This window comes from Streptomyces sp. NEAU-YJ-81 (assembly GCF_017592595.1).
Classification (GTDB): Bacteria; Actinomycetota; Actinomycetes; order Streptomycetales; family Streptomycetaceae; genus Streptomyces; species Streptomyces hygroscopicus_B.
The window spans coordinates 44,068-66,707 of record NZ_JAGFNO010000001.1 but is presented as its reverse complement, the minus strand read 5'-3'; the positions used below and the strand labels follow the sequence as shown (position 1 = coordinate 66,707).

Here is a 22,640-nt window from a genome sequence, read left to right as displayed (position 1 = left end):
GGGAGCGGGCCGTAGGGTCGCTTCGGGCCTTGTGGGGCTCACTTGCCCCAGAAGGCGTTGGCGGCGTCAATGTCCTCGACGCACTGGTCGATGTCGCTGATCTTCCCGCCGACGATGGTGAAGAACAGCCCGGTCTTCATGTCCAGCGTGCGGTTGCCGCGCTCGGCGCGGACGTGGTGGCCGGAGATCACATGCCCGCGCCCGTCGGGCATCACCGACTCCAGATCGACCCGCAGCGTGCCACCGGTCTCCTCGAATTCGGTGCGGTACAGATCCATGCAGGCGTCCCGGCCCTTGTGGTGTCCGGAGAGCATGTTGTCACCGGGCACATGCTGCATGACGTCCGCCGTCAGCAGCGTGGAGAGGGTGTCCAGGTCGCCTTGCTGGAACGCGGTGCATGCGCGGCGCACCACGGCGGCATCGGGATGCTCGCCCATGGTCATTCACGCCTTTCGTGCTGATTGATACCGCTCTATCCCCTTTCGTCCATCCTCCGCCTGCCCCGCCGGGCTGTCGATAGGCTCGGCGCCATGCCGCCCCGTACTCGCGCCCGTACGTACGACCTTGCCAAGACCCGTAGTGCCGTGATCGCGCAATTGCGGCTGGTGCGGAAGGCGGCCGAGGGGCTGGACGAGACGGGCCTGGGCGCCCCCACCCGGCTCGGGGGCTGGACGGTCCGGGAGCTGGTCGCGCATCTGGCGATGGCCGTGACCTCCGTCGTCCGGCTCCTGGAGCAGCCCGCGCCGCCCGCGCGGGAGGTCACCGTCACGGGCTGGGCCGCGGCGCTTGCCGCGCACTCGGGGCCAGTCGATGACGAGACCCGTGCCCTCGCGGCGGGTGAGGACGTGGGCGAGCTGCTGGAGCGCGCCGAGGCGCGGTTCGCGGAGACGGCCTCCGTCGCGCCCGGCGACCGGCTGCTGGCCACCCGCGTCGGCGCGATGCGGCTGGAGGACTACCTGGTCACCCGCTGTGTGGAGCTCGTGGTCCACGCCGACGATCTGACGGCCGCCACCGGAGTGCCCGTACGGCACGACCGCCAGGCGCTGGCCACCGCGGTCCGGGTGCTCGCCGACGCCCTCGCGGCGAAGGCGCCCGGCGGCTCGGTCGAGCTCCGGATCCCGCCGTTCGCCGTGGTCCAGTGCGTCGAGGGCCCCCGGCACACCCGCGGCACCCCGCCGAACGTCGTGGAGACCGACCCGCTGACCTGGGTCCGCCTCGCCACGGGCCGCCTGACCTGGGTCGATGCCCTGGAGTCGGCGCCGCTGACCGCGAGCGGCGACCGCGCCGACCTCTCCGCGCACCTGCCCCTACTCGGCTGAGCGCCCGCGATGTGATCCTTTTCGGGGCGCGAGATGTGATCCTTGCCTCGGCCACGGATTTCCGCCCCCGGCCGTTCGCAGGTCGGGCACGGGTTCCGGGGGCCCGGAGCGGTGCGGGGAATGTGACTTACGCCCCCCTGACGGGTCCCTCGTTCGGAGGCACCGCTGAACTGGCCTAGACTCGATGACGTGCCACGTGGTGACGGACGACTCAGCCACGACCTGCTCCCCGGTGAGAAGGGCCCCCAGGACGCTTGCGGCGTCTTCGGAGTCTGGGCACCGGGTGAAGAGGTCGCCAAACTCACCTATTTCGGGCTGTACGCACTGCAGCACCGCGGACAGGAGTCCGCGGGCATCGCGGTGAGCAACGGCTCCCAGATCCTCGTCTTCAAGGACATGGGCCTGGTTTCCCAGGTCTTCGACGAGACCTCTCTCGGCTCCCTCCGGGGCCATATCGCGGTCGGTCATGCCCGCTACTCCACCACCGGAGCCTCGGTGTGGGAGAACGCGCAGCCGACTTTCCGGGCCACCGCCCACGGCTCGATCGCGCTCGGCCACAACGGGAACCTGGTCAACACCGCCGAGCTGGCGGAGCTGGTCGCGGCCCTGCCCCGGGACGGCGGCCGGGCCACCCAGGTCGCGGCGACCAATGACACCGACCTGGTCACCGCCCTGCTCGCGGGCCAGGTGGACGACGACGGCAAGCCGCTGACCGTCGAGCAGGCGGCCCCCATCGTGCTGCCCAAGGTCAAGGGTGCTTTCAGCCTCGTCTACATGGACGAGCACACGCTGTACGCGGCGCGCGACCCCCAGGGCATCCGCCCGCTGGTCCTCGGCCGCCTCGAGCGCGGCTGGGTGGTGGCGTCCGAGACGGCCGCCCTGGACATCGTGGGCGCGTCCTTCATCCGTGAGATCGAGCCCGGCGAGATGGTCGCCATCGACGAGAACGGGCTGCGCTCCACCATCTTCGCCGAGGCCCGCCCCAAGGGCTGTGTCTTCGAGTACGTGTACCTCGCCCGCCCCGACACCGACATCGCGGGCCGGAACGTGTACCTCTCCCGGGTCGAGATGGGCCGCCGGCTGGCCAAGGAGGCCCCGGCCGACGCTGACCTGGTCATAGCGACGCCCGAGTCCGGCACCCCCGCCGCCGTCGGCTACGCCGAGGCCAGCGGGATTCCGTACGGCTCCGGGCTGGTCAAGAACAGCTATGTGGGCCGGACCTTCATCCAGCCCTCGCAGACCATCCGCCAGCTCGGCATCCGGCTCAAGCTGAACCCCCTCAAGGAGGTCATCCGGGGCAAGCGCCTGGTGGTCGTCGACGACTCGATCGTCCGCGGCAACACCCAGCGCGCCCTGGTGCGGATGCTCCGCGAGGCCGGTGCCGCCGAGGTCCACATCCGGATCTCGTCCCCGCCGATCAAGTGGCCGTGCTTCTTCGGCATAGATTTCGCCACCCGCGCCGAGCTGATCGCCAACGGCCTCTCGGTCGAGGAGATCGGCAAGTCGCTGGGCGCCGACTCGCTGGCGTACATCTCCACCGACGGCATGATCGAGGCGACCACGATCGCCAAGCCGAATCTGTGCCGTGCCTGCTTCGACGGTGAGTACCCGATGGAGCTGCCGGATCCGGGGCTGCTGGGCAAGCACCTCCTGGAGTCCGAAACACAGGCCCCGAACAGCGCCGACGCCGACGGTGTGACGACGCTGACCGCTGGTGTCGGCGGCGCCGACGCCCTGCGCCGTCCCTGAGCGCACGCCTGTCATCCCCGATACGAAAGATCTCAACGTCATGCCTGAGTCCGGGTCCACCTACGCCGCCGCGGGCGTCGACATCGAGGCGGGTGACCGCGCCGTCGAGCTGATGAAGGAGTGGGTCAAGAAGGCGAGCCGGCCCGAGGTCGTGGGCGGCCTCGGCGGTTTCGCCGGGCTCTTCGACGCCTCCGCCCTGGCCCGCTACCAGCGTCCGCTGCTCGCCTCCGCCACCGACGGGGTCGGCACCAAGGTGGACATCGCCCGGCGGATGGGCGTGTACGACACCATCGGCCACGACCTGGTCGGCATGGTCGTGGACGACCTGGTGGTCTGCGGTGCCGAGCCGCTCTTCATGACCGACTACATCTGCGTCGGCAAGGTCTACCCCGAGCGCGTCGCCGCCATCGTCAAGGGCATCGCCGAGGGCTGCACCCTCGCCGGCTGCGCCCTGGTGGGCGGCGAGACCGCCGAGCACCCGGGGCTGCTGGGCGCCGATGATTTCGATGTCGCCGGGGCCGGTACGGGCGTGGTCGAGGCCGATCGGGTGCTGGGCGCCGATCGCATCCGAACGGGTGATGCGGTGATCGCCATGGCTTCGTCCGGACTTCACTCGAACGGGTACTCACTCGTCCGCCATGTGCTCTTCGACCGGGCCGGCTGGGCGCTGGACCGCGAGGTGCCGGAGCTCGGCCGGACGCTGGGGGAGGAGCTGCTGGAGCCCACCCGGATCTACTCGCTGGACTGCCTGGCCCTCACCCGCACCACCGAGGTGCACGCCTTCTCGCACATCACCGGCGGCGGGCTCGCCAACAACCTGGCGCGGGTCATCCCCGAGGGGCTGCGCGCGGTCGTGGACCGCTCGACCTGGAGCCCCGGCGCGATCTTCGAGCTGGTCGGTCAGGCCGGATCGGTCGAGCGTCTTGAGCTGGAGAAGACCCTCAACATGGGCGTCGGCATGATGGCGGTGGTCCCGGCCGACTCCGTCGATGTGGCGCTCACCACGCTCGCCGACCGCGGTGTCGAAGCCTGGGTCAGCGGTGAGATCACCGAGCGCACGGCCGAGGACGCGGAAGCGGTGACGCTGACCGGTGACCATGCGAGCTGAGTCGACCGCGCGACCTGCGCGGACAGCACAGAAGCCGGTCCGAGGCGGGTACCCCGGACCGGTGGAGGTGTGCGGCGAAAAGCCGAGCGCCTGGAACGGGTGGTTCAGGCGCGGCGACGCTGCGGGGACGGATCGGACTGGTCGTCGTCCTCGTCCTCATCGTCGTTGTACAGATCCGCGTACTGTGCGTACGGGTCGTCGTCCAGCTCATCGTCCTCGAACGGCTCGCCATTCGGCGGCTGGTTCGTTGGCGATGCGCCCAGCTCCTCGGCCAGGCGTGAGAGATCCGTCCCACCGCTGTTGTACTTCAGCTGGCGGGCGACCTTCGTCTGCTTGGCCTTGGCCCGGCCGCGCCCCATGGCTCGACCCCCTCAACGACGGGGCTCGACGGCCCCAGAGTCTTGACACGCGTTCACGTTCATAAATCGGAGCGGACTCTCATAAGAGAGACCGGTCCGTAGGGCTTCAACGGTACCTGCTTCTGTGGCCATACGGTACGTCGCCCACACGACGTGCCACGAGGCAGAACCCGCGAGGAGCCCGTTCCTCGCTGGTCAACTGCGATTTTAACGTGTCTTGCGGGCCGACCCGCCGACAGGCCGTGAGGGATCTCTCGCCGATGGCTCCCAGGGGGCTCCCACGTCCCCCGTGTGGCGGCCTCCGGCAAAGATCCCGCACGGCCTGCCCACGGCTGCGCCCAGAAGCTCTCAGGCGCCTGTGGGCCATGGCTCAGGCGTCGTGGCCCTCCGCCATCCGGTGCTCGGCCAGCCGGTCGGCGGCCGCGGCGGGCGGGATTCCGTCGGTCTGTGCCCGATCGAATATGGCCAAAGTCGTGTCGAAGATCTTTGCCGCCTTCGTCTTGGCCCGATCGAAATCGAACCCGTGCAGCTCATCCGCCACCTGGATGACACCACCGGCGTTCACCACGTAGTCCGGCGCGTAGAGGATCCCGCGGCCGGCCAGGTCCTTCTCGACCCCCGGGTGGGCCAGCTGGTTGTTGGCCGCACCGCACACCACCTTCGCGGTCAGGACGGGCACCGTGGCGTCGTCCAGGGCGCCACCGAGCGCGCACGGGGCGTAGACGTCCAGGTCGTCGCGGATCAGCGCCTCGGTGTCCCGGACCGCCCGCACGCGGGGGTGGCGGGCCAGCACGCGGTCCACCGACTCACCGCGCACATCCGTGACCACGACCTCGGCGCCGTCCTCCAGCAGATGCTCGACCAGGTGGTGGCCCACCTTGCCGACCCCCGCGATGCCGACCCGGCGGCCGCGCAGCGTGGGCGCGCCCCAGGACGCCTGGGCGCTCGCCCGCATCCCCTGGAAGACGCCGAAGGCGGTCAGCACCGAGGAGTCGCCGGCGCCGCCGTTCTCGGGGGAGCGGCCGGTGGTCCAGGGGCACTCACGGGCGACGACGTCCATGTCGGACACATAGGTGCCCACATCACAGGCGGTGACGTAGCGGCCGCCGAGAGAGGCCACGAAGCGGCCGTAGGCGAGCAGCAGCTTTTCGGTCTTGATCTCCTCGGGATCGCCGAGGATCACGGCCTTGCCGCCACCGTGGTCGAGCCCGGCGAGCGCGTTCTTGTAGGACATGCCGCGGGCGAGGTTGAGGGCGTCGAGGAGCGCCCCTTCTTCGGGGTTCTCCTCGGAGGCGTACGCGTGGAAGCGGGTGCCGCCGAGGGCCGGGCCCAGGGCGGTCGAGTGGAGGGCGATGACGGCCTTGAGGCCGCTCCCGCGGTCCTGGCAGAGCAGGACCTGCTCATGCCCGCCGAGATCGGACCGGAACAGCGTCGCAAGCGGTGAGAGAGGGTTCGGCACGCGACTCTCCGTCGGACCGTCGACGCTGACGGTGTGACGTACGTCGGTCACGGTGGTGACTCCCATAGGTCGGGGTAGACGCCCTCCTGACTGGTGGGGAGGGCCGTGGGCAAGAGGGTAAGCCCTGGGGTCCCAGGGGATCGGCCATGTCCCCGACGAGTCCGGATACTGGGCATGGGACGATGCCGTCAGGTGGGGGTGAGGGAGCCCCTGGCGGTGGTCTCAGCCTTGAGGGAGCGCGTGTGACCTTGGCGTCTTCGGTGATTGTCCCGTACGCGGCGTATCTCCGGGTCTATGAGCCACTGGCAGCGTTTCCGGAGCCGGAGAGATCGCACTGGGCGCGGTATGCCAAGCGCGACGACCTGCCCGGTGCGCAGGACGAGCTGCGCCGCTCGCTCGCGGACCTCCTGCCGGTTCCTCCGGTGGCGGTTCCGGTGCACGAGAGCGCGGACGCCTTCGTGGCGCTCGTGGACGGCGTCACATGCGTCTGTCCGTGGCGTACGCGGCTGAGGGGCTGGCTGGCCCTGGAGGAGCTGCCGGAGCGCCTTCCCGGGCCTCTCCTGGACGCGGCCCTGCCCCCGGTGGTGCGCCGGCAGGCGGTGGCGGACTTCGAGCAGTGGCTGGAGCGCAACCCGGACGCCCGGCCGTGGATCCGCTCGGCCACCTGGCATGTGCCGGTGCGCTGGTTCGTGCTCTTCGGGGACGAGGAGCGCGAATTCACCAAGGGTGACGACGGCCTCATTCTGCGTTACCGCACCCCGATGGTCCAGGCCAGGCGCCGGGTTGCGCGTGGCCTTAAGGTGCTCAAGGAGTCCCTCGGCGAAGGGCCGCTGATCGACGGGCTGGTGGACGTCGGCCGGTGGCTCGAGGAGTTCCACCCCCGGTCATTGGTCGAGCTGGACTACGGCGGCCTGGTGCACACCCTGCCGGCCGGGCAGCTCGAGGAGGACCACTCGGCCGCGGACGTGGCGGAGGGCCTCGCGGCGCTGCGCGACGGGGACGGGGAGCGGGCGGGCAGCGCGTACGAGCGGCTGACCGACCGCTGGAGCGTGATCCGCGGGCGGCAGAACGCGAGCTGAGCCCGACCGGAGCGGCGCCGGACGGCCGGTTGACGGTCGGCCGGAACAGACGGGGACGTAGGTCCTGATCCGGGCCATTGCCTCAATCGTGACCTAAAGCACTGACTTCGGGCCTTGCGGTAATCGCCCATCCTCGTGTCAAAATAGGACAAGGAGTCCGGGAGGGACTCCTTCCGCCCAAGTATGGGCGGATTCATCGGTATTGCACTCCTTGATGGATCTGGTTACCCCTGATCCTGTTGTGACTGATCGTCACGGCCGTGTGACTGTCCGCTATGGCATGGTCCATCGGCTTCCGTTGAGGTTGGACACCTGAGAGGGCAATTCCATCGGTTTGGCCGACGGGGCTGGACAGATGGTGTAGTTGTAGTGCCGAGGACAAGCCGTTCGTCCTATAACCGACTCGGCCCGCGTCCGCCATTTCGGGCAACGCGGGTCAAGGTGCAGAATTTAGAGGAAAGAACCGTGATGGTTCGGTTCTCCCGAGGAGGCCGCTCATGACCGCTCGCACCCCTGATGCCGAGCCGCTGCTGACCCCGGCTGAGGTTGCCACGATGTTCCGCGTGGACCCGAAGACGGTCACTCGCTGGGCGAAGGCAGGCAAACTCACGTCCATCCGCACGCTCGGAGGGCATCGGCGCTACCGCGAAGCGGAGGTCCGTGCACTTCTTGCGGGCATCCCGCAGCAGCGCAGCGAGGCCTGAACAACCGCATAACCGGGCATTTCCGGGCCCCCCAGCCCGGTTTTCGCCTGTATAGCTCCACACGACGGGTGCCTGCCCCAACAGGCCCGCCACCGCTCGACATGGGTGCGTCGTTGATCGCGCTGGACTCCGCCGGGTCCGGCGCGATCTTTTTATGCCTGGGAACGGCCTTCCGGAGGGTGCCTCCAGAGGGGTCGCAAGTGACCCTGGAGCGGCAATCGTTCGGCTTGCCCGGGGGTGTCCCGCAGTGTCTCCGGGGGGCTCCCGGGGGGTCCTCGGGGGGCGTTCGGGCCAGCGCGGACAGACGGTGCAATTGCACATATTAAATTGACGCATGGTGAGCGGGGTGTAAGTTCCCTCACTCCGGAAACCCATTCGGTGACTCCCGTCACACTGCCCAACCATTGCCCTGTGCTCACTGGTTGCGCTAAAGGGCAACTGCGGTAAGGGCTTACCGAGTTGGCGGTGGAGCGGCGGCCGTCGCCTCCTGGTCGGCCCCGTCGCCGGCCTCGTCTCCGGCGCCGTTGCCAGCCCCGTCACCCGCCTCCTCGGCCGCCGAGGGCTCCATCGCCAGCCGCAGCAGGCGGTGGCAGATCGGACAGTGCCGGGTGAAGTGGCGGTTGCCCGCGGCAGCCGCCAGATGGGCGCGCAGCAGCGCCCTGGTCTCATGCCTCGCGGACGTCGTCATACGCCGCACCTCCCGCGCACCCCGCGCCTTTTAGCTTGGGTACCCCTGGGTGTGGTGCGCCGTCAAGACGCCGAAGGCCCGGATCCATATACGGATCCGGGCCTTCCGGTTAAGCGGTCCTGACGGGATTTGAACCCGCGGCCTCCACCTTGACAGGGTGGCGAGCACTCCAAACTGCTCCACAGGACCAACAGTGACGCCTGCGACTTCGTCGCCCCGCGCCGCGCTGGTGTGCGCTTCGATGCAGACTCTACAGCAGGTCAGGGGGTGCGGTCGAACTCGCGCCCGGCGGGGCTCCAGCAGGCCGCCGGAGCCCCTGGGACACCCTTACGGCGCCGCCGCGTCGATGGCCTTCACGATGCGCTTGTCGGACACCGGATAGGCCGTACCGAGGGCGTGCGCGAAGTAGCTGACCCGCAACTCCTCGATCATCCAGCGGATCTCCAGCGCCTCCTGGGGCACCGGGCGCCCCGGCGGGAACTGCTCCAGCAGCCAGGCGTACTCGTCCCGCATCTCCCGCACCTTCGCCATCCGGGCGCGGTCCCGGTCGGCGTTGCCCGGAAGCTGCTGCAGCCGCCGGTCCACGGCCACCAGATAGCGCATGAGGTCCGGAAGCCGCCGTACGCCGTGGGCGGTCACGAAGCCCGGTGCGATGAGCTCCGAGAGCTGCTCCCTGATGTCCGTGAGGGACGGCAGCAGCACCGGGCTCCTGGTGTCCTTGAGCCGCCGCTCGCACGACTGCCAGGCCGCCAGCACCTCCTGGACCTTGCGCACGGTGTCCAGCGTGGCGTCCGTGATGTCGCTGCGCACCGCGTCGAAGAGCTTGCGGAACGACTCCTCGTCCCAGGCCGGGCCGCCACGGGACGCGATCAGCCGGTCGGCCGCCGCGGCCACGCAGTCGTCGAAGAGCGCCTGCACACCGCCGTGCGGGCTGCTGGAGAGCGCCAGCTTGGCCTGGTTGGAGAGCTTGCCCTGGACGAACTTGGCGGGGCTGGACGGGAGCTGGAGCAGGATCAGCCGGCGCGTCCCCCGCCACATCGCCTCCCGCTGCTCGGCCTCGGTGTCGAAGAGCCGTACGGCCACCGAGGCGCCCTCGTCGACGAGCGCCGGATACGCCTTGACCGGCTGGCCGCCGCGGCGCGTCTCGAAGGTGCGCGGCAGCGTCCCGACCGTCCACCGGGTCAGCCCGCCGCGCTGCTCGATCCCCACGCCCTCCTTGGAGGACTCGAACGCCTTGGAGATCGCGGCCCGCGTCTTCGGCCGCAGCCGCTGCCGCAGCACCTCCACGTCCTTGTCCTCGGCCAGCTTGCGGCGCCGCTCGTCCACCACCCGGAAGGTGACCTTGAGGTGGTCGGGGACCTTCGCCAGGTCCCAGTCCTCCGGCTCGATCCGTACGCCCACCATCCGCTGGAGCTCACGCCCGAGCGCCGCGGTCAGCGGCTCCTGGAGGGGGACAGCGCTTTCCAGGAAGCGCTTGGCGTAGTTCGGCGCCGGGACGTAGTGACGGCGCACCGGTTTGGGCAGCGAGCGGATCAGCTCGGTGACCAGATCCTCCCGCAGCCCCGGAATCTGCCAGTCGAAACCGTCCGCGGTGACCTGATTGAGCACCTGCAGCGGGATGTGGACGGTCACACCGTCCGCGTCCGCCCCCGGCTCGAATTGATAGGTCACCTTGAACTTGAGCTTCCCCTGGCGCCAGGAGTCCGGGTAGGCGTCCTTGGTGATGTCCTGCGCCCGCTCGTTGATGAGCATCGACTTCTCGAAGTTGAGAAGCTCCGGCTCTTCGCGACGCTTGTGCTTCCACCACGAGTCGAAGTGGGCCCCGGAGACCACATGCTCGGGGATCCGCTGGTCGTAGAAGTCGAAGAGCGTCTCGTCGTCCACGAGGATGTCGCGGCGCCGGGCCCGGTGCTCCAGCTCCTCGACCTCGCCCAGCAGCTTGCGGTTGTCGTGGAAGAACTGATGGTGGGTGCGCCAGTCGCCCTCCACCAGGGCGTTGCGGATGAACAGATCGCGGCTGGTCTCCGGGTCGATCCGGCCGTAGTTGACCTTCCGCTGGGCGACGATCGGCACCCCGTAGAGCGTGACCCGCTCATACGCCATCACCGCGGCCTGCTTCTGCTCCCAGTGCGGCTCGCTGTAGGTGCGTTTGACCAGGTGCTGGGCGAGCGGCTCGATCCACTCCGGCTCGATCTTCGCGTTGACCCGCGCCCACAGCCGGGACGTCTCCACCAGCTCCGCCGACATCACCCAGCGCGGCGGCTTCTTGAACAGCGCCGAGCCGGGGAACACCGCGAACTTGGCGCTGCGCGCGCCCAGATACTCGTTCTTATCGGTGTCCTTCAAGCCCACATGGGACAGCAGCCCCGCCAGCAGCGACGTATGGACGTGATCGGGCGCCGCGTCCTGTTCGGACATTTGGATGTCCATGGTCTTGGCGACCGTGCGGAGCTGGCTGTAGATGTCCTGCCATTCGCGTATGCGCAGGTAGTTGAGGAACTCATTGCGGCACATCCGGCGGAAGGCGGAGGAGGACAGCTCCTTCTGCCGCTCCCGGATGTACTTCCACAGATTGAGGAAGGCCAGGAAGTCGCTGGACTCGTCCTTGAACCGGGCGTGCTGCTGATCCGCCTGCTGCTGCTTGTCCGAGGGGCGCTCGCGCGGGTCCTGGATGGACAGCGCAGCCGCGATCACCATGACCTCGCGGACACAGCCGTTGCGGTCCGCCTCCAGCACCATCCGGGCCAGCCGCGGGTCCACCGGCAACTGGGCCAGCTTCCGGCCGACCTGGGTGAGCCGCTTGCGCGGGTCCTTCTGCTTGCTGTCCAGGGCGTGCAGCTCCTCCAGGAGCTGGACGCCGTCCTTGACGTTCCGGCGGTCCGGCGGGTCGATGAAGGGGAACTTCTCGATGTCGCCGAGGCCGGCGGCGGTCATCTGGAGGATGACGGAGGCCAGATTGGTCCGGAGGATCTCGGCATCGGTGAACTCCGGGCGGGTGAGGAAGTCGTCCTCGGAGTACAGCCGGATGCAGATGCCGTCGCTGGTCCGGCCGCAGCGGCCCTTGCGCTGATTGGCGCTGGCCTGGGAGATCGGCTCGATGGGCAGCCGCTGGACCTTGGTGCGATGGCTGTAGCGGGAGATCCGGGCGGCGCCCGGATCGATCACATAGCGGATACCGGGGACGGTCAGCGAGGTCTCGGCGACGTTGGTCGCCAGCACGATCCGGCGGCCGGTGTGTCTCTGGAAGACCCGGTGCTGCTCGGCGTGCGACAGCCGGGCGTACAGCGGAAGGACCTCGGTGACCGGGAGCTGCTTCTTGTTCAGCGCGTCGGCGGTGTCGCGGATCTCCCGCTCACCGGAGAGGAAGACCAGGATGTCGCCGGGCCCCTCGGCCTGGAGCTCGTCGACCGCGTCGCAGATCGCGGTGATCTGGTCGCGGTCGGTGTCCTCGCCGCCCTCCTCGAGCAGCGGGCGGTAGCGCACCTCGACCGGATACGTACGCCCGCTGACCTCGACGATCGGCGCGTCGCCGAAATGGCGGGAAAAGCGCTCCGGGTCGATGGTGGCGGAGGTGATCACGACCTTGAGGTCGGGGCGGCGGGGCAGGAGCTGGGCCAGATAGCCCAGCAGGAAGTCGATGTTGAGGCTGCGCTCATGAGCCTCGTCGATGATGATCGTGTCGTACTGGCGCAGCTCGCGGTCGGTCTGGATCTCGGCGAGCAGAATGCCGTCGGTCATCAGCTTGACGTGGGTGTCCTGCCCCACCTGATCGGTGAAGCGGACCTTCCAGCCGACGGACTCGCCCAGCGGTGACCGCAGCTCCTCGGCGATGCGCTCGGCCACGGTGCGGGCGGCGATACGGCGTGGCTGCGTATGGCCGATAAGCCCCTTGACGCCGCGCCCCAGCTCCAGACAGATCTTCGGAATCTGGGTGGTCTTTCCGGAGCCGGTCTCACCTGCGACGATCACCACCTGGTGATCCCGGACGGCCTCGAGGATCGCGTCCTTCTTCTGGCTGACCGGCAGCTCTTGCGGATAGGTGATGGCCGGCACGGCGGCGCGGCGGTCCGCGACCCGCAGCTCGGCACGCGTGATCTCCTCGGTGATCTCACCGAGCACGGCCGCTCGGGCCTCGGGTTTACGGATCCGGCGCGCACCGTCGAGCCGGCGGCCCAGCCGCTGCTGGTCGCGCAGCATCAGCTCGGGCAGCCGCTCCAGCAGGGCGGGCAGGGCGGGGGCAGGCGTGGTGGACATACGGATCCCAGGATCTCACCTCGGCAAAACGACTGGCGAACCATTTCCGCCGGGTGTTGCCCGGGCCACGTCGTGCGGTATGCCGGGATTGTCCGTTCTAGCGTGGGCGCATGGCGGACGACGAAAGCGGCGCAGGCGCGGGCGGGGGCGACGCGGGCGGGGGCGACGCGAGTGGGGGCAGGGGCGATGTGAGTGGGGGCAGCGGCGATGCGAGTGGGGGCAGGGGCGATGCGAGTGGGGGCAGGGGCGCGAACGGCGCGGGCGGGGGCGGGGCGGACGCGGGCGGGGGCGGGGCGGAGCGGCTCTCCCCGTGGGCCCGTTTCAAGCACACCGCCTTCTTCCCCGCGACCGTCATCGTGCTGCTCATCTCCGCGGGCGCGGGACTCTTCGCGGGCTCGTACACCTTCGCCTTCGCCAACCCCACCCCCCGGAACATCCCCACCGCCGTCGTGATCACCGATGACGACGCCGCCCTGCGGAACCGGTTCCTCACCGGGATGGAGAAGGCCCTGAACGCGTCCCTCCGGCTGCACCCCTACCCCAGCTTTGCGAAGGCCCGCTGGTCCCTGGAGGAGCAGCGGGTCTTCGCGATCCTGCGGGCGCGCGACCATGGCCTCGAGCTGGATGTCGCGGGCGCGGCGGGGGCGACCGTGGCCCAGGTGCTCAGCCAGGCGGGTGGCAAGGTGGGCCGGGCCTCCGGGGTGCCCGTCACGGTGAGGGATCTGAAACCGCTGCAGCCCGGCGATCCGCGTGGACTCGCGGTCTTCTACATCTCCCTGGCCGCCACGATCATCGGCTTCCTCGGCGCCATCCAGCTCAGTGTCAACGCCGCCGAGCTCAACCCGGCCGAGCGGATCGCCTTCAACCTCGCGTACGCCCTGCTCGGCGCCTTCTCGATCGCGGCGATCGTCGACTGGGGGCTGAAATCGCTCCGGCTCCCCTTCGCGGAGTCGTGGGCGATCCTGGCGTTGACGATGTTCACCTCGGGGCTGGTGTTCTCCATGTTCAACGTCCTCTTCGGGCGCTGGGCGCTCCTCCCCACCTGGGGTTTGATGGTGATCCTCGGAAATCCCTCCTCCGGCGGCGCCGTCTCCTGGCCCCTGCTCCCCTCCCTCCTGGGCACCGTCGGCCGCTGGCTCCCGCCGGGTGCCTCGGTCAACGCCCAGCACACCGCGATCTACTTCCCCCGCCACCAGCACCCCTTCCCCTTCCTGGTGCTGGGGGGCTGGTGTCTGTTGTCCGCCGTGGTCTTCTGGACCTGGCGCCATCGCCACCCGGGAGGGCGGCCGCCGAGGGCGACGCCGACGCGGTGCTGAGGGGGGAGAGCGGTGGGGTGCGGCGCGGTGCGGTGCGGTGCGGGCACACGAAAAAGTCCCTCCCCTTGAGATCAGGGGAGGGACTTCTCTAAGGAGCGCCGAGCAGGCCTTGCACCTACATCCCTCGTTTGGAGACGAGTATCTTTCCTTAGACGACCGACGCATCAACTCCCGCCCCGCGGGGGCGGCGTTGCGAGATCAACTATAGCCCATCCGAGTGATCACAGCCGCCACAGCGGGGCGTCGTACCGCTCCGGCTGAGTCCCGATCAGCAGGGCCCGCAGATCGGCGCGTTGGACACCGCTCAGGCCGAGGGCCTCGGTGAGGTGGCGGAAGGTGGTGTGACTGACCCCGCGGGCGCGGGCCTCCTCCGCGAAGCGGGCGACCCCGGCCAGTACGGCCCTGGGCCGGAACGGGCCCTCGGGCGCCGACCCGGACCGCGCGGCCTTCTCCCGCTCGTAGTCGATCTCCGAGTATCCGCAGCTGTCCCGGCAGTGCCGCTCGGCCTCGGCGAGACCGGTCGTGTCGGCGATGGCCCCGGCGAGCCGGTTCCGGCGGAACGCGGCGTCGAGATCCGCCTCATGGACCACGGGCCCGTCGTCCGTCAGGGGAATGGTGAGCCCCGCGTCCCGTACCTCGCACAGCCCGCGCACCCCCCGCGCCGTGGCCGTGAGCATGCCGGTGGCCTCCGACGGATGCCACTCCATGACGGGGCCGACGGGCGCGACGTCCTCGGCGGTCAGCGTATGGACCACCGACCCCAGCCGTTCGCGCAGCACCTCCACCGGGATCTCCCCGTCCAGCCCCGGCCCGGCGACCAGCAGCCGGATCTCCGCGGTCACCTGCGCACACGCGGCAAGCGACAGCGCGTCCCCGAGCGGGCTGCGCAGCGTGGGCTCATCCCCTCGCGCGAGGATGTCGCCGCCCACGTCCAGCAGGTCGATGGAGGCCGGGGCCAGGTGCTCGATCAGCTCTTCCAGCTGCCGGACCATGCCCTCCACCCCGTGGTGGGGGTCGAGCAGCGCGAAGGTGTGCGGCAGCTCGGCGGCCAGCCGGGGCAGTGTGGACCCGGCCGGCGCCACCGGCCTCGCGTCCTTGGGCACGGCGTACACGCTCGGCGTGAGCGCCCGCAGCCCGGTGAAGTCGGCCGCTCCCCGGGGCCCGGGGACGGGGTCGACGAGCAGCCGGTCCCAGGCGTAGGTCAGGACCACCGCCCGGTCGTCGGCCGTCCCGTGCCCGTACAGAGCCCGGTCGATCACCGCGGCGGCAACGGCGTCCCCGCCACCTCCCCCCGCCACGATCAGCCGCGTCATCAGCCCAGCGTACGGCCGGAACGGCGGATACCGTCGTACTTCGGGCATGCCCCGCCGACCGTCGCCCCGCCCCGGAGGGGCAGGGCGAGGCCGGTTATGGAGGCCGGTTATGGAGGCCGGTTATGGAGGCCGGTTATGAATGAATCGGCGATGAATCGGACGGCTTGGGTTTCTCTTCCGCCTCGGCCTCCTGCCGGGCCTTGCCGTCCCCGAGGACGTTCGGGTTGGTCTCGGGAGCGGCCGCCACGGCGAACACGGTGACCAGGCCCATGCCGATGAGGAACAGTGCGATCGGCCAGGACGCGCCCGACCAGGCGAGCAGCGCGGTGGCGACGATGGGGGAGAACCCGCCGACGATCATCGACGCCAGCTCATGCCCCAGGGCGAGCCCGCTGTAGGCCACCCGGCTGGCGAAGAGTTCGGTGAAGAACGCCGGCTGGGTGCCGATCATCGCCCCGTGACCGATCACGACCGCCACGAAGATCGCCACGAAGATCAGCACCGGATTGCGCGAGTCGAACAACGCGAAGAACGGATACGCCCAGACGATCACCGCGATCGCGCCCCCGATATACACCGGTCGGCGTCCGATGCGGTCGGAGAGCGCCCCGAACACGGGCATCGCGAACGACTCGAACAGCATCCCCACCACGAGCGCGGCCAGCACCACGCCCTTGCCCACTCCGATCTCGGACGCGTAGGAGAGGCTGAAGGTGAGGAAGAGGTAACTCGCACCGGTTTCGGCGACCCGCGCGCCGAAGGCGATCAGGATGGACTTGGGGTGGGTGCGGATGACGTCGAGAAGCGGCGGAGTGGACTTCTTCGGCTCCGACTCCTTCTCCTTGAACGCGGGTGTCTCCATGATCCGGAGCCGGATCAGCAGTCCGACGGCGGTGAGCAGGATGCCGACCACGAACGGAATGCGCCATCCCCAGGCGAGGAAGGACTCCTTGGTGGTCACCTCCTGGGCCAGCGCGTAGGCGGCGGCGGAGAGGACGAACCCGAGCCCCACGCCGGTCTGGCTCCAGGCCGAGTAGAAGCCGCGGCGGTGGCTCGGCGCGTGTTCGCTGACGATCAGCACCCCGCCGCCCCACTCGCCACCGACGGCGATGCCCTGCACGACCCGCAGCGTCACCAGCAGCACCGGCGCCCAGACCCCGACGGTGGCGTAGGTGGGCAGCAGGCCGATCAGACAGGTCGCGACGCCCATGATCACCAGGGTGGTCACCAGCATCGACTTTCGGCCGATCCGGTCCCCGAAGTGCCCGAAGATGATGCCGCCCAACGGCCGGGCGAGGAACCCCACCGCGTTGGTGCCGAAGGCGGCGATCGTCCCCACCAGCGGATTGAAGGTGGGGAAGAACAGGGTGTTGAACACGAGCGCGGCGGCCGTGCCATAGAGGAAGAAGTCGTACCACTCCAATGCGCTACCGAACAAACTTGCGATCGCTGCCTTGCGTACTTCGCTCGGGTTGCCCTTCACGTCTGCCATGTCGGCTCTCCAATGGCCGCTTCGGATGGGATCAAGACCTGCGGCTCGGTTGTGTTCGGGGATTGTTCGCCGCTGGTTCTCGTGGCGGGAATGGCGACGTTCCGCTCACCGGGACACTGCGCGAACCGGCGGTCTTCGGCCGCTCGGGAGAGCTGCACCCGTACGCCTCTTACGCGTCCCACGTTCGTGGGATTTGCATACTTTCATGCCTTACTCTCTGCTTCGCCTGGTCACGCTTTCACGGTGTCGGTCCCGTCCAGGGGCCCGTGACGAAGGAGAAGACACACATGCGTGGAAGGCTCGTCATCGCTGCCGCGGCATTGACCATGGCGCTGACGCCAGGCGTCGCGTCGGCGACACAGGACGGCGACGACCAGACGACCGGCTCTTACAGCGCCGAGGCGACCATGTCACAAGGCTCCGAGGCGACCATGTCGCAGAGCGCCGAGGGGACCATGGCCCAGAGCTCGGAGGGGACCGAGTCCCAAGGCTCCGAGGCGACCGAGTCTCAGAGCTCCGAGGCGACAGACTCCCAGGGCTCCGAGGCGACCGGTTCCCAGAACTCCGGGGCCGCCGGTTCCCAGTCGGACGCGACCGCTTCCCAAGAAGCACCCCGCCCCGGCGAGGGCGTGCCCGGCTACGAGGTGGTCACCCTGCCCAATGAGAACGTCCCGAACTTCCAGCGGCGCACGGTGTACTGCCCGCCGGGGAAGAAGGTCATCGGCGGCGGTGCCGAGGCCCGGGGCGACACCGCCATCCTCGTCGGCAGCTTCCCCACCAATGACGCACGGGGCTGGATCGGGCTGGGCCGCCAGACCTCCACCGACAACGTGGGCATCAGCGTCTTCGCGATCTGCGCCAACGTCTGATCGTTCATGCAAGACACGCGTTCCCCCGTAGGTGTCACGGGCAACGAAGAAGCCCCCTCCGGATGACCCGGGAGGGGGCTGTGCCCTGGCAGCGGTGGCCGGCTCACTCCGGCGCGCTGACCGGGCCGACGAAGGTCCCCGGGTGGGTGGCGCCCGACTGGTCCAGCAGCGCGCCGCCGTACGGCCAGTCCAGCGAGAGGTTCGTCTCCTCGTTCGGCGGGGTGATCACGACCTGGTCCGGGGCGAACTTCTTGTCGTCGTCGCGGGTCGACGCCAGGAAGGTGATGTCGAAGGTGACCCGCCCGCCGGCGTCGACCCGGACCGGCTTCGGCTTGTCGTCGGTGCGCCGCAGGTCCCAGGTCTCGCCGTGCTCGGCCTGGAGCTGGACGCCCGGGAAGCCGACCATGGTGCAGTCGGTGCTGCCGGTGTTCTTCAGCACCACCCGGGCGGTCTGCTGCCCGTCGTACTCCATGTCCGGACCGCCCTCGAAGTTCGACCACGCGGCCTCCAGGTGGTCGCTGGTGCAGCGGCTCGCCGAAGAGGAGCCGCCCGAGGCGCTGCCCGCCTGGGTGTCGATGTCCTCACCGGAACCGCCGGTCGAGTCCGAACCACCGCCCGAGCCCCCCGACGTGCCCTGCGCGGTCGCCGAAGGCGAGCCCCCCTTGGCGTCGCTGTCGGATTCGCCGCCTCCACAGGCCGTGAGCGAGAACGCGGCAGCGGCGATCAGCGAGGCGATGGCGACGGTGCGGGTGCGGCGGAGAACGGTCGTGCGCGACATGGGATCCCCCCAGGGATGGTTGAGGCGTGGGCCGAGGACGCGATGCGTTGTCCACCGTGCGTTCTGCGTCCTGGGAACAACCCTGCTCCCCGCCGCTGCTGATCGGCTAACCCACGGCTAACGCGCCGCTGTGGCACTGAACGCGGTGATCCCTCACGGACACGAAGAAGCCCCCTCCGGATGCACCGGGAGGGGGCCCGTCCGTCGTTGTTGGCCGTAGCTGGCCGCCCTCGGACGTTCAGCCGCAGCGGAAGTTGGAGCCCCCGTCCTCCAAGTACTTGTCGTAGATCCAGCCGAGGCTCCTGTTGTTCTCGTCTCTGACCCACGTCCAGGTGTGGCCGAGGTCGTTCGTGACGTAGCAGTCGTACTCGACCCAGGCGTCCGGAGAGACATAGCCCACTGTGGTGCAGTCGCCGTACGGTCCGGTGTGGATGGCGGCGGGGGAGGACTTGCTCACTCTGCCGCCGAAGGGATCGTCGTTGGTGTGCGGCCAGTACGCGTTGCCGCACGTGACAGCGGCTGCGCCGGTGGTGGCGGCCTGGGCGCTCGGCGTGCCCACGAGGCCGAGTGCGACGGCTGCGGCGGCGCCGGCACCGGCCAGAAGACGGCGTGTCTGCATGGTTACCTCCATTGGTCGCGGAGACGGCTGTGTCTGTCCCGGCGAGGGGCTCGGTCAGGCACGACTGTGGCAGCCAGGCCTTGGAGGGAACCTTGGCAAAGTCTTGAATTGCCTGTTCAGCGCGGGGAAGCGGTGCAGAGGATCTTGGAAATGGTCGTCTGTAGACGTCAGGCGGCAGGGGTGTAGCTGACGTACTCGAATGCGACGCGCAGCGCAAAAGCCCGGAGTGCTGCGCCGCCGTGAAGTGCTGCCAGTTCACCAGGTGATGTCACGAGCACGAAAACGCCCTCTCCGATGATCTTCGGAGAGGGCGTGTGCCCTGGCGAGGGCTGCGGTGGCTGGGGCCGGGGTCGAACCGGCGACCTTCCGCTTTTCAGGCGGACGCTCGTACCAACTGAGCTACCCAGCCGCAGCGGTCCTGACGGGATTTGAACCCGCGGCCTCCACCTTGACAGGGTGGCGAGCACTCCAAACTGCTCCACAGGACCTTGCGTGTACGAGCACGAGTCTCGCACATGTGGGGTGCGGTCCGAACGGGATTTCCCGCCGTGGATTCGCACTCCTTGCGATTTCGAACCGGGGCCTTGATTTTTCTCCGCCGCGTCGTTGTCGCTGGATCAGCGTATCAGACCTCTGACCGTGTCCTGACCGCTCACCGAGGGGTCAGGACACGGCTGGCGGCGGCCCGGGTCAGGGGCGGCCGCCGCGCTCCAGGGGGATCCGCTCGCCCGCCTCGATCGCGACCGGCAGCCGGTTCTCGGTGGGCGGCAGGGGGCAGGTCGCGAGGTCGGTGTAGGCGCAGGGGAGGTTGGTGGCGCGGTTGAAGTCGAGGGTGACCCGGCCGGCGTCGTCGGGGGCGTCGATCTGGAGGGAGCGGTTCGCGGCGTAGGTGGTCACGCCCGAGGTCGCGTCGGTGAGGAGCACCATCAGGCTGCCGGGCCGCTTGCCGTTGAAGGCGGTGAGCCGGAAGGTCTCGCCGTTCAGCTCGAACTCGACCTGGCCGGGCGCGTCGTAGACGTGCTCCAGCCCCTCCGCCACGGCGCCCACGGTGATCGCGCGCGGCTCGTCGAAGGGGAGGTAACGGCCGCCGCGGACCCAGCGGGGGCCGGGGGCGAAGGCGGGGGTGTGGGTGAACGCGGTGCGGAGGTGGTTGCCGGGGTGGCGGGGGCGGACGATGTCGTGGCCGCCGCGCTTGGCGACCTCGATCACCGCGTCGCCGTACCCCGCGTACAGGCTGTCCCGCTCGGCGATCGCCCCGAAGACGTACCGTCCGTGCACCGGCGTGCCGTCGATCGTCAGCTTCTCGCCGTCGGCCAGCTCCACGACCACGCCCTCCGGGCCGCTGGACCAGGCCCCGGGGGCGTCCTCGAAGCGGGCCGGCTCCGGGCTCAGCCAGTGCAGGCTGGTGATCGCGAGAAAGCCGTGGGGGTCGGCGAGTGCCTGCTCATGGGTGCGGTGCCACCGCTCCCACTCCTCGGCGAAGCTCATCCGGTCGACGTCCTGGACGGTCATCTGCGCTCCCTCGCGTGCGTGGGGTCTGCGGCGGGTCCGTCGCGTACAACCCCGTGGGGGAGGAAGTCATTCCGGGAGTTCCGGGAGTTCTGGGCGTTCTGGGAGTTCCGGGGTTTCCGGAGTGCGTGTGCGCATAAAAAAAGTCACCGACAGGTACGTTCTGACCTGCGGTGACTAAAAGAAGGTGGTGCCCCCAACGGGATTCGAACCCGTGCTACCGCCTTGAAAGGGCGGCGTCCTGGGCCACTAGACGATGAGGGCCGATGGCCCACCTGGGCGCCTTGCGGCGCTTTCGGGGACGCGAGAAGCATATGGGATGCCGGTGAGGTTCGCCAAAACGGTTTACGGAGTGGTGGGTGTCGGCGTCGCCCCTGGGCGGTTCTCGGCGGGCAGATGACGGCTGACCTCGGCCTTCGCCAGGCCCAGACCGCCCAGATCGATCTCGTCCCACGCCTGGAGCCGTCGCGTGTCCCGGTCCAGATAGAGGACCGAAGCCTGCACCGTGTCCGGTGTGCCGTCGTCCACCGCGCGCAGCCCGCTGCCGCCCGTCGACCCCTCAGTCATCAGCCGGGTGCCGCCGGGGAGCACCTCCGTACGGCGGTGATGGACATGGCCGGTGAGGGCGAGCGGCACCGTGCCGTCGGTCTCCCGGGCGGCGATCGGGTTGTGGGCGAGGGCGATGTCGACCGGGGCGCCGGTGGCCTTACGGTCGGTGGCCTTACGGTCCCGGATCGCCTCGGCCAGTCGTCGCCCGGCGCTGTGCTCGGCCGCGTCACCGGCGGCCGCGCTGGAACGGTCGGGGGTGAACTGCGGATCGCCGATGCCCGCGATCCGCAGCCCGGCGACGTTGATCACCTCGCCGTGGTCCACCACATGCGCCCCCTTGCGCTGGGCGAGGTAGCGCTGGGTCGACGCCGAGTCGTGGTTGCCGCGCACCCAGACATAGGGGGCGCCGAGGTCGGAGACGGGGTCGAGGAAGCCGTTCTCGGCGGCGGTGCCGTGGTCCATCGTGTCGCCCGTGTCGATGATCACGCTGATCTTGTACTGCCGCACCAGCGATTCCACGATGTGCCACGCGGCCGGATTGAGATGGACGTCCGAGATGTGCAGCACCCGCATGGTGGTCGGATCGGGTTGATACGCGGGGAGCGTCGAGGTCGCCTCGTAGAGCTGGGTGACATTCGTCACCAGCCGGGCCAACTCCCGCTGATACACGTCGAAATCGCTCACGATGCTGCGCGCGTTGCCGACCACCGAGGGGGCGCTGGAGAGCAGCCCGGAGTAGCGCGGCTCCAGGACGGAATTGGGGTTCCAGGTCGCGTATACGGCGCCCCCGGAGGCGGTCAGCAGCGTGAGCGCGAGCCCCCCGGCGGCCAGCGCCCGGCGCGGGCGGCCGTAGACCGCCAGACCCAGCGCGGTGGCGCCGAAGACGACGGCGACGCAGGAGCGGAACGCGAGGCCGAGGGTGCCGCGGGTGACATCGCTCGCGACCTCGTCCTGCAGGCCGGAGAGCCGCTCGGGGTGGTCGACGAGGGCCTGGGACCGTATGGGGTCGAGCCGGTCCACATCCACGTCCAGGCGGAGGGGGGCGTGGTGGCTGTCCAGCTCGAGTGCGCCGAGCGGGGCCACGTTGATCTTGGTGCCGCCGGTGAGGGACGGCCGCAGCGCCATCCGGGTGTCCATGGGGCCCACGGAGATATGGACGCTGCCGACCACCAGCAGTCCGATCCAGGCGCCGAGGACGGTCACGGCGGCCAGCCCGGCGGCGCGGACGAGGGGGCGGGGGCGCGCGGTGGGGTTGAGCGCCGAGGGATCGAACGCTGCGGCGTCGGGGGAGGCGGCGGGGGAGGGCGTCTGCGAGGGGCGGCGGAAGCGGCGAATGGGGGAGACGGCCGCGGTACGTGCGCGCTGAGCGGTGGCACGGACCAGCCGGAGCGGTTCGCGGGCCATTGCTCCCGTATGCCCGGCCGTACGGGGGCGTATGCCTGGGTGGGGCGGGGGCGGGCCTTGTGCGGGCGGTGC

The 22,640-nt window shown here is 69.7% G+C and carries 18 protein-coding genes and 4 tRNA genes; 7 read left to right on the top strand and 15 right to left on the bottom strand.

All coding sequences use genetic code 11. From position 1 onward, the window contains the following. Window positions 1-38: 38 nt before the first annotated feature. Entirely contained in the window at window positions 39-437 is a 399-nt protein-coding gene (locus tag J5X86_RS00270) for a nuclear transport factor 2 family protein (RefSeq protein ID WP_208514849.1), read from the bottom strand. A 93-nt stretch (window positions 438-530) separates the two neighbouring features. On the opposite strand from J5X86_RS00270, the gene J5X86_RS00265 reads away from it, so the two are divergent. The 3 genes from J5X86_RS00265 to purM all read left to right on the top strand — a co-directional run bounded on the left by J5X86_RS00265 (window position 531) and on the right by purM (window position 4,176). Next, window positions 531-1,319, top strand: coding sequence for a maleylpyruvate isomerase family mycothiol-dependent enzyme (locus J5X86_RS00265; RefSeq protein WP_208514848.1), 789 nt, complete (start codon window positions 531-533; stop codon window positions 1,317-1,319). Window positions 1,320-1,508: 189 nt separating this feature from the next. Continuing rightward, window positions 1,509-3,068, top strand: a complete 1,560-nt coding sequence (purF, locus tag J5X86_RS00260) for an amidophosphoribosyltransferase (RefSeq protein ID WP_208514847.1) — start codon at window positions 1,509-1,511, stop codon at window positions 3,066-3,068. 40 nt (window positions 3,069-3,108) lie between these two features. Beyond that, window positions 3,109-4,176, top strand: a complete 1,068-nt coding sequence (gene purM, locus J5X86_RS00255; protein ID WP_208514846.1) for a phosphoribosylformylglycinamidine cyclo-ligase — start codon at window positions 3,109-3,111, stop codon at window positions 4,174-4,176. Between the two features lie 104 nt (window positions 4,177-4,280). Here the strand turns inward: purM and J5X86_RS00250 are convergent, their stop codons facing one another. Both J5X86_RS00250 and J5X86_RS00245 read right to left on the bottom strand, forming a co-directional pair. Continuing rightward, window positions 4,281-4,535 carry a DUF3073 domain-containing protein gene (locus tag J5X86_RS00250; RefSeq protein ID WP_078642646.1) on the bottom strand — a complete coding sequence of 85 codons (255 nt, stop codon included), beginning with the start codon at window positions 4,533-4,535 and terminating at the stop codon, window positions 4,281-4,283. 370 nt (window positions 4,536-4,905) lie between these two features. After that, window positions 4,906-6,060 (bottom strand): Glu/Leu/Phe/Val dehydrogenase dimerization domain-containing protein, encoded by a 1,155-nt coding sequence (locus tag J5X86_RS00245; protein ID WP_243979160.1) that lies wholly within the window; start codon window positions 6,058-6,060, stop codon window positions 4,906-4,908. 176 nt (window positions 6,061-6,236) lie between these two features. Here J5X86_RS00245 and J5X86_RS00240 point away from each other — a divergent pair, with 176 nt between their 5' ends. After that, the gene (locus J5X86_RS00240) at window positions 6,237-7,073 is read left to right on the top strand and encodes a hypothetical protein (RefSeq protein WP_208514844.1); all 837 of its coding nucleotides are present in this window, start codon (window positions 6,237-6,239) and stop codon (window positions 7,071-7,073) included. Window positions 7,074-7,570: 497 nt separating this feature from the next. Continuing rightward, window positions 7,571-7,777, top strand: a complete 207-nt coding sequence (bldC, locus tag J5X86_RS00235) for a developmental transcriptional regulator BldC (RefSeq protein WP_003949541.1) — start codon at window positions 7,571-7,573, stop codon at window positions 7,775-7,777. A gap of 451 nt (window positions 7,778-8,228) precedes the next feature. Here the strand turns inward: bldC and J5X86_RS00230 are convergent, their stop codons facing one another. The 3 genes from J5X86_RS00230 to hrpA all read right to left on the bottom strand — a co-directional run bounded on the left by J5X86_RS00230 (window position 8,229) and on the right by hrpA (window position 12,719). Beyond that, on the bottom strand, window positions 8,229-8,465 hold the full coding sequence (locus tag J5X86_RS00230) for a DUF6274 family protein (RefSeq protein ID WP_208514843.1): 237 nt from the start codon (window positions 8,463-8,465) through the stop codon (window positions 8,229-8,231). 114 nt (window positions 8,466-8,579) lie between these two features. Next, window positions 8,580-8,654, bottom strand: a tRNA-Asp gene (locus J5X86_RS00225). 138 nt (window positions 8,655-8,792) lie between these two features. Further along, window positions 8,793-12,719: an ATP-dependent RNA helicase HrpA gene (gene hrpA, locus J5X86_RS00220; protein WP_208514842.1), complete on the bottom strand. Its 3,927-nt coding sequence runs from the start codon at window positions 12,717-12,719 to the stop codon at window positions 8,793-8,795. Between the two features lie 110 nt (window positions 12,720-12,829). Here hrpA and J5X86_RS00215 point away from each other — a divergent pair, with 110 nt between their 5' ends. Beyond that, window positions 12,830-14,035: an ABC transporter permease gene (locus J5X86_RS00215; protein ID WP_208514841.1), complete on the top strand. Its 1,206-nt coding sequence runs from the start codon at window positions 12,830-12,832 to the stop codon at window positions 14,033-14,035. A gap of 221 nt (window positions 14,036-14,256) precedes the next feature. Here the strand turns inward: J5X86_RS00215 and J5X86_RS00210 are convergent, their stop codons facing one another. Together J5X86_RS00210 and J5X86_RS00205 are read right to left on the bottom strand one after the other, a co-directional pair. Continuing rightward, window positions 14,257-15,348 (bottom strand): DUF1152 domain-containing protein, encoded by a 1,092-nt coding sequence (locus tag J5X86_RS00210; RefSeq protein ID WP_208514840.1) that lies wholly within the window; start codon window positions 15,346-15,348, stop codon window positions 14,257-14,259. Window positions 15,349-15,481: 133 nt separating this feature from the next. Further along, the gene (locus J5X86_RS00205) at window positions 15,482-16,840 is read right to left on the bottom strand and encodes an MFS transporter (protein WP_208514839.1); all 1,359 of its coding nucleotides are present in this window, start codon (window positions 16,838-16,840) and stop codon (window positions 15,482-15,484) included. A gap of 287 nt (window positions 16,841-17,127) precedes the next feature. On the opposite strand from J5X86_RS00205, the gene J5X86_RS50285 reads away from it, so the two are divergent. Then, on the top strand, window positions 17,128-17,709 hold the full coding sequence (locus tag J5X86_RS50285; protein WP_243979157.1) for a hypothetical protein: 582 nt from the start codon (window positions 17,128-17,130) through the stop codon (window positions 17,707-17,709). A 103-nt stretch (window positions 17,710-17,812) separates the two neighbouring features. Here J5X86_RS50285 and J5X86_RS00195 read toward each other — a convergent pair whose 3' ends face one another. The 7 genes from J5X86_RS00195 to J5X86_RS00165 all read right to left on the bottom strand — a co-directional run bounded on the left by J5X86_RS00195 (window position 17,813) and on the right by J5X86_RS00165 (window position 22,568). Continuing rightward, on the bottom strand, window positions 17,813-18,487 hold the full coding sequence (locus tag J5X86_RS00195; protein WP_208514838.1) for a DUF4232 domain-containing protein: 675 nt from the start codon (window positions 18,485-18,487) through the stop codon (window positions 17,813-17,815). 238 nt (window positions 18,488-18,725) lie between these two features. Further along, a complete protein-coding gene (locus J5X86_RS00190) occupies window positions 18,726-19,106 on the bottom strand; it encodes an SH3 domain-containing protein (protein WP_208514837.1) in 381 nt (126 codons plus the stop codon). A gap of 335 nt (window positions 19,107-19,441) precedes the next feature. Then, a tRNA-Phe gene (locus J5X86_RS00185) sits at window positions 19,442-19,515 on the bottom strand. A gap of 4 nt (window positions 19,516-19,519) precedes the next feature. After that, window positions 19,520-19,594, bottom strand: a tRNA-Asp gene (locus tag J5X86_RS00180). A gap of 202 nt (window positions 19,595-19,796) precedes the next feature. Continuing rightward, window positions 19,797-20,618 carry a DUF1684 domain-containing protein gene (locus J5X86_RS00175; protein WP_208514836.1) on the bottom strand — a complete coding sequence of 274 codons (822 nt, stop codon included), beginning with the start codon at window positions 20,616-20,618 and terminating at the stop codon, window positions 19,797-19,799. A 185-nt stretch (window positions 20,619-20,803) separates the two neighbouring features. Then, window positions 20,804-20,879 (bottom strand) — tRNA-Glu (locus tag J5X86_RS00170). An 81-nt stretch (window positions 20,880-20,960) separates the two neighbouring features. After that, window positions 20,961-22,568: a metallophosphoesterase gene (locus J5X86_RS00165; protein WP_208514835.1), complete on the bottom strand. Its 1,608-nt coding sequence runs from the start codon at window positions 22,566-22,568 to the stop codon at window positions 20,961-20,963. Between the last annotated feature and the right edge of the window lie 72 nt (window positions 22,569-22,640).

Bases quoted from the DNA above. Each gene is read 5' to 3' on its own strand.
- J5X86_RS00175 (WP_208514836.1), bottom strand. From the start codon at position 20,618: ATGACCGTCCAGGACGTCGACCGGATGAGCTTCGCCGAGGAGTGGGAG.
- J5X86_RS00205 (WP_208514839.1), bottom strand. From the start codon at position 16,840: ATGGCAGACGTGAAGGGCAACCCGAGCGAAGTACGCAAGGCAGCGATC.
- J5X86_RS00215 (WP_208514841.1), top strand. From the start codon at position 12,830: ATGGCGGACGACGAAAGCGGCGCAGGCGCGGGCGGGGGCGACGCGGGC.
- J5X86_RS00165 (WP_208514835.1), bottom strand. From the start codon at position 22,568: ATGGCCCGCGAACCGCTCCGGCTGGTCCGTGCCACCGCTCAGCGCGCA.
- J5X86_RS00230 (WP_208514843.1), bottom strand. From the start codon at position 8,465: ATGACGACGTCCGCGAGGCATGAGACCAGGGCGCTGCTGCGCGCCCAT.
- J5X86_RS00250 (WP_078642646.1), bottom strand. From the start codon at position 4,535: ATGGGGCGCGGCCGGGCCAAGGCCAAGCAGACGAAGGTCGCCCGCCAG.
- J5X86_RS00210 (WP_208514840.1), bottom strand. From the start codon at position 15,348: ATGACGCGGCTGATCGTGGCGGGGGGAGGTGGCGGGGACGCCGTTGCC.
- J5X86_RS00245 (WP_243979160.1), bottom strand. From the start codon at position 6,060: ATGGGAGTCACCACCGTGACCGACGTACGTCACACCGTCAGCGTCGAC.
- J5X86_RS00265 (WP_208514848.1), top strand. From the start codon at position 531: ATGCCGCCCCGTACTCGCGCCCGTACGTACGACCTTGCCAAGACCCGT.
- J5X86_RS50285 (WP_243979157.1), top strand. From the start codon at position 17,128: ATGCGTGGAAGGCTCGTCATCGCTGCCGCGGCATTGACCATGGCGCTG.
- J5X86_RS00195 (WP_208514838.1), bottom strand. From the start codon at position 18,487: ATGTCGCGCACGACCGTTCTCCGCCGCACCCGCACCGTCGCCATCGCC.
- bldC (WP_003949541.1), top strand. From the start codon at position 7,571: ATGACCGCTCGCACCCCTGATGCCGAGCCGCTGCTGACCCCGGCTGAG.
- hrpA (WP_208514842.1), bottom strand. From the start codon at position 12,719: ATGTCCACCACGCCTGCCCCCGCCCTGCCCGCCCTGCTGGAGCGGCTG.
- purM (WP_208514846.1), top strand. From the start codon at position 3,109: ATGCCTGAGTCCGGGTCCACCTACGCCGCCGCGGGCGTCGACATCGAG.
- J5X86_RS00190 (WP_208514837.1), bottom strand. From the start codon at position 19,106: ATGCAGACACGCCGTCTTCTGGCCGGTGCCGGCGCCGCCGCAGCCGTC.
- J5X86_RS00270 (WP_208514849.1), bottom strand. From the start codon at position 437: ATGGGCGAGCATCCCGATGCCGCCGTGGTGCGCCGCGCATGCACCGCG.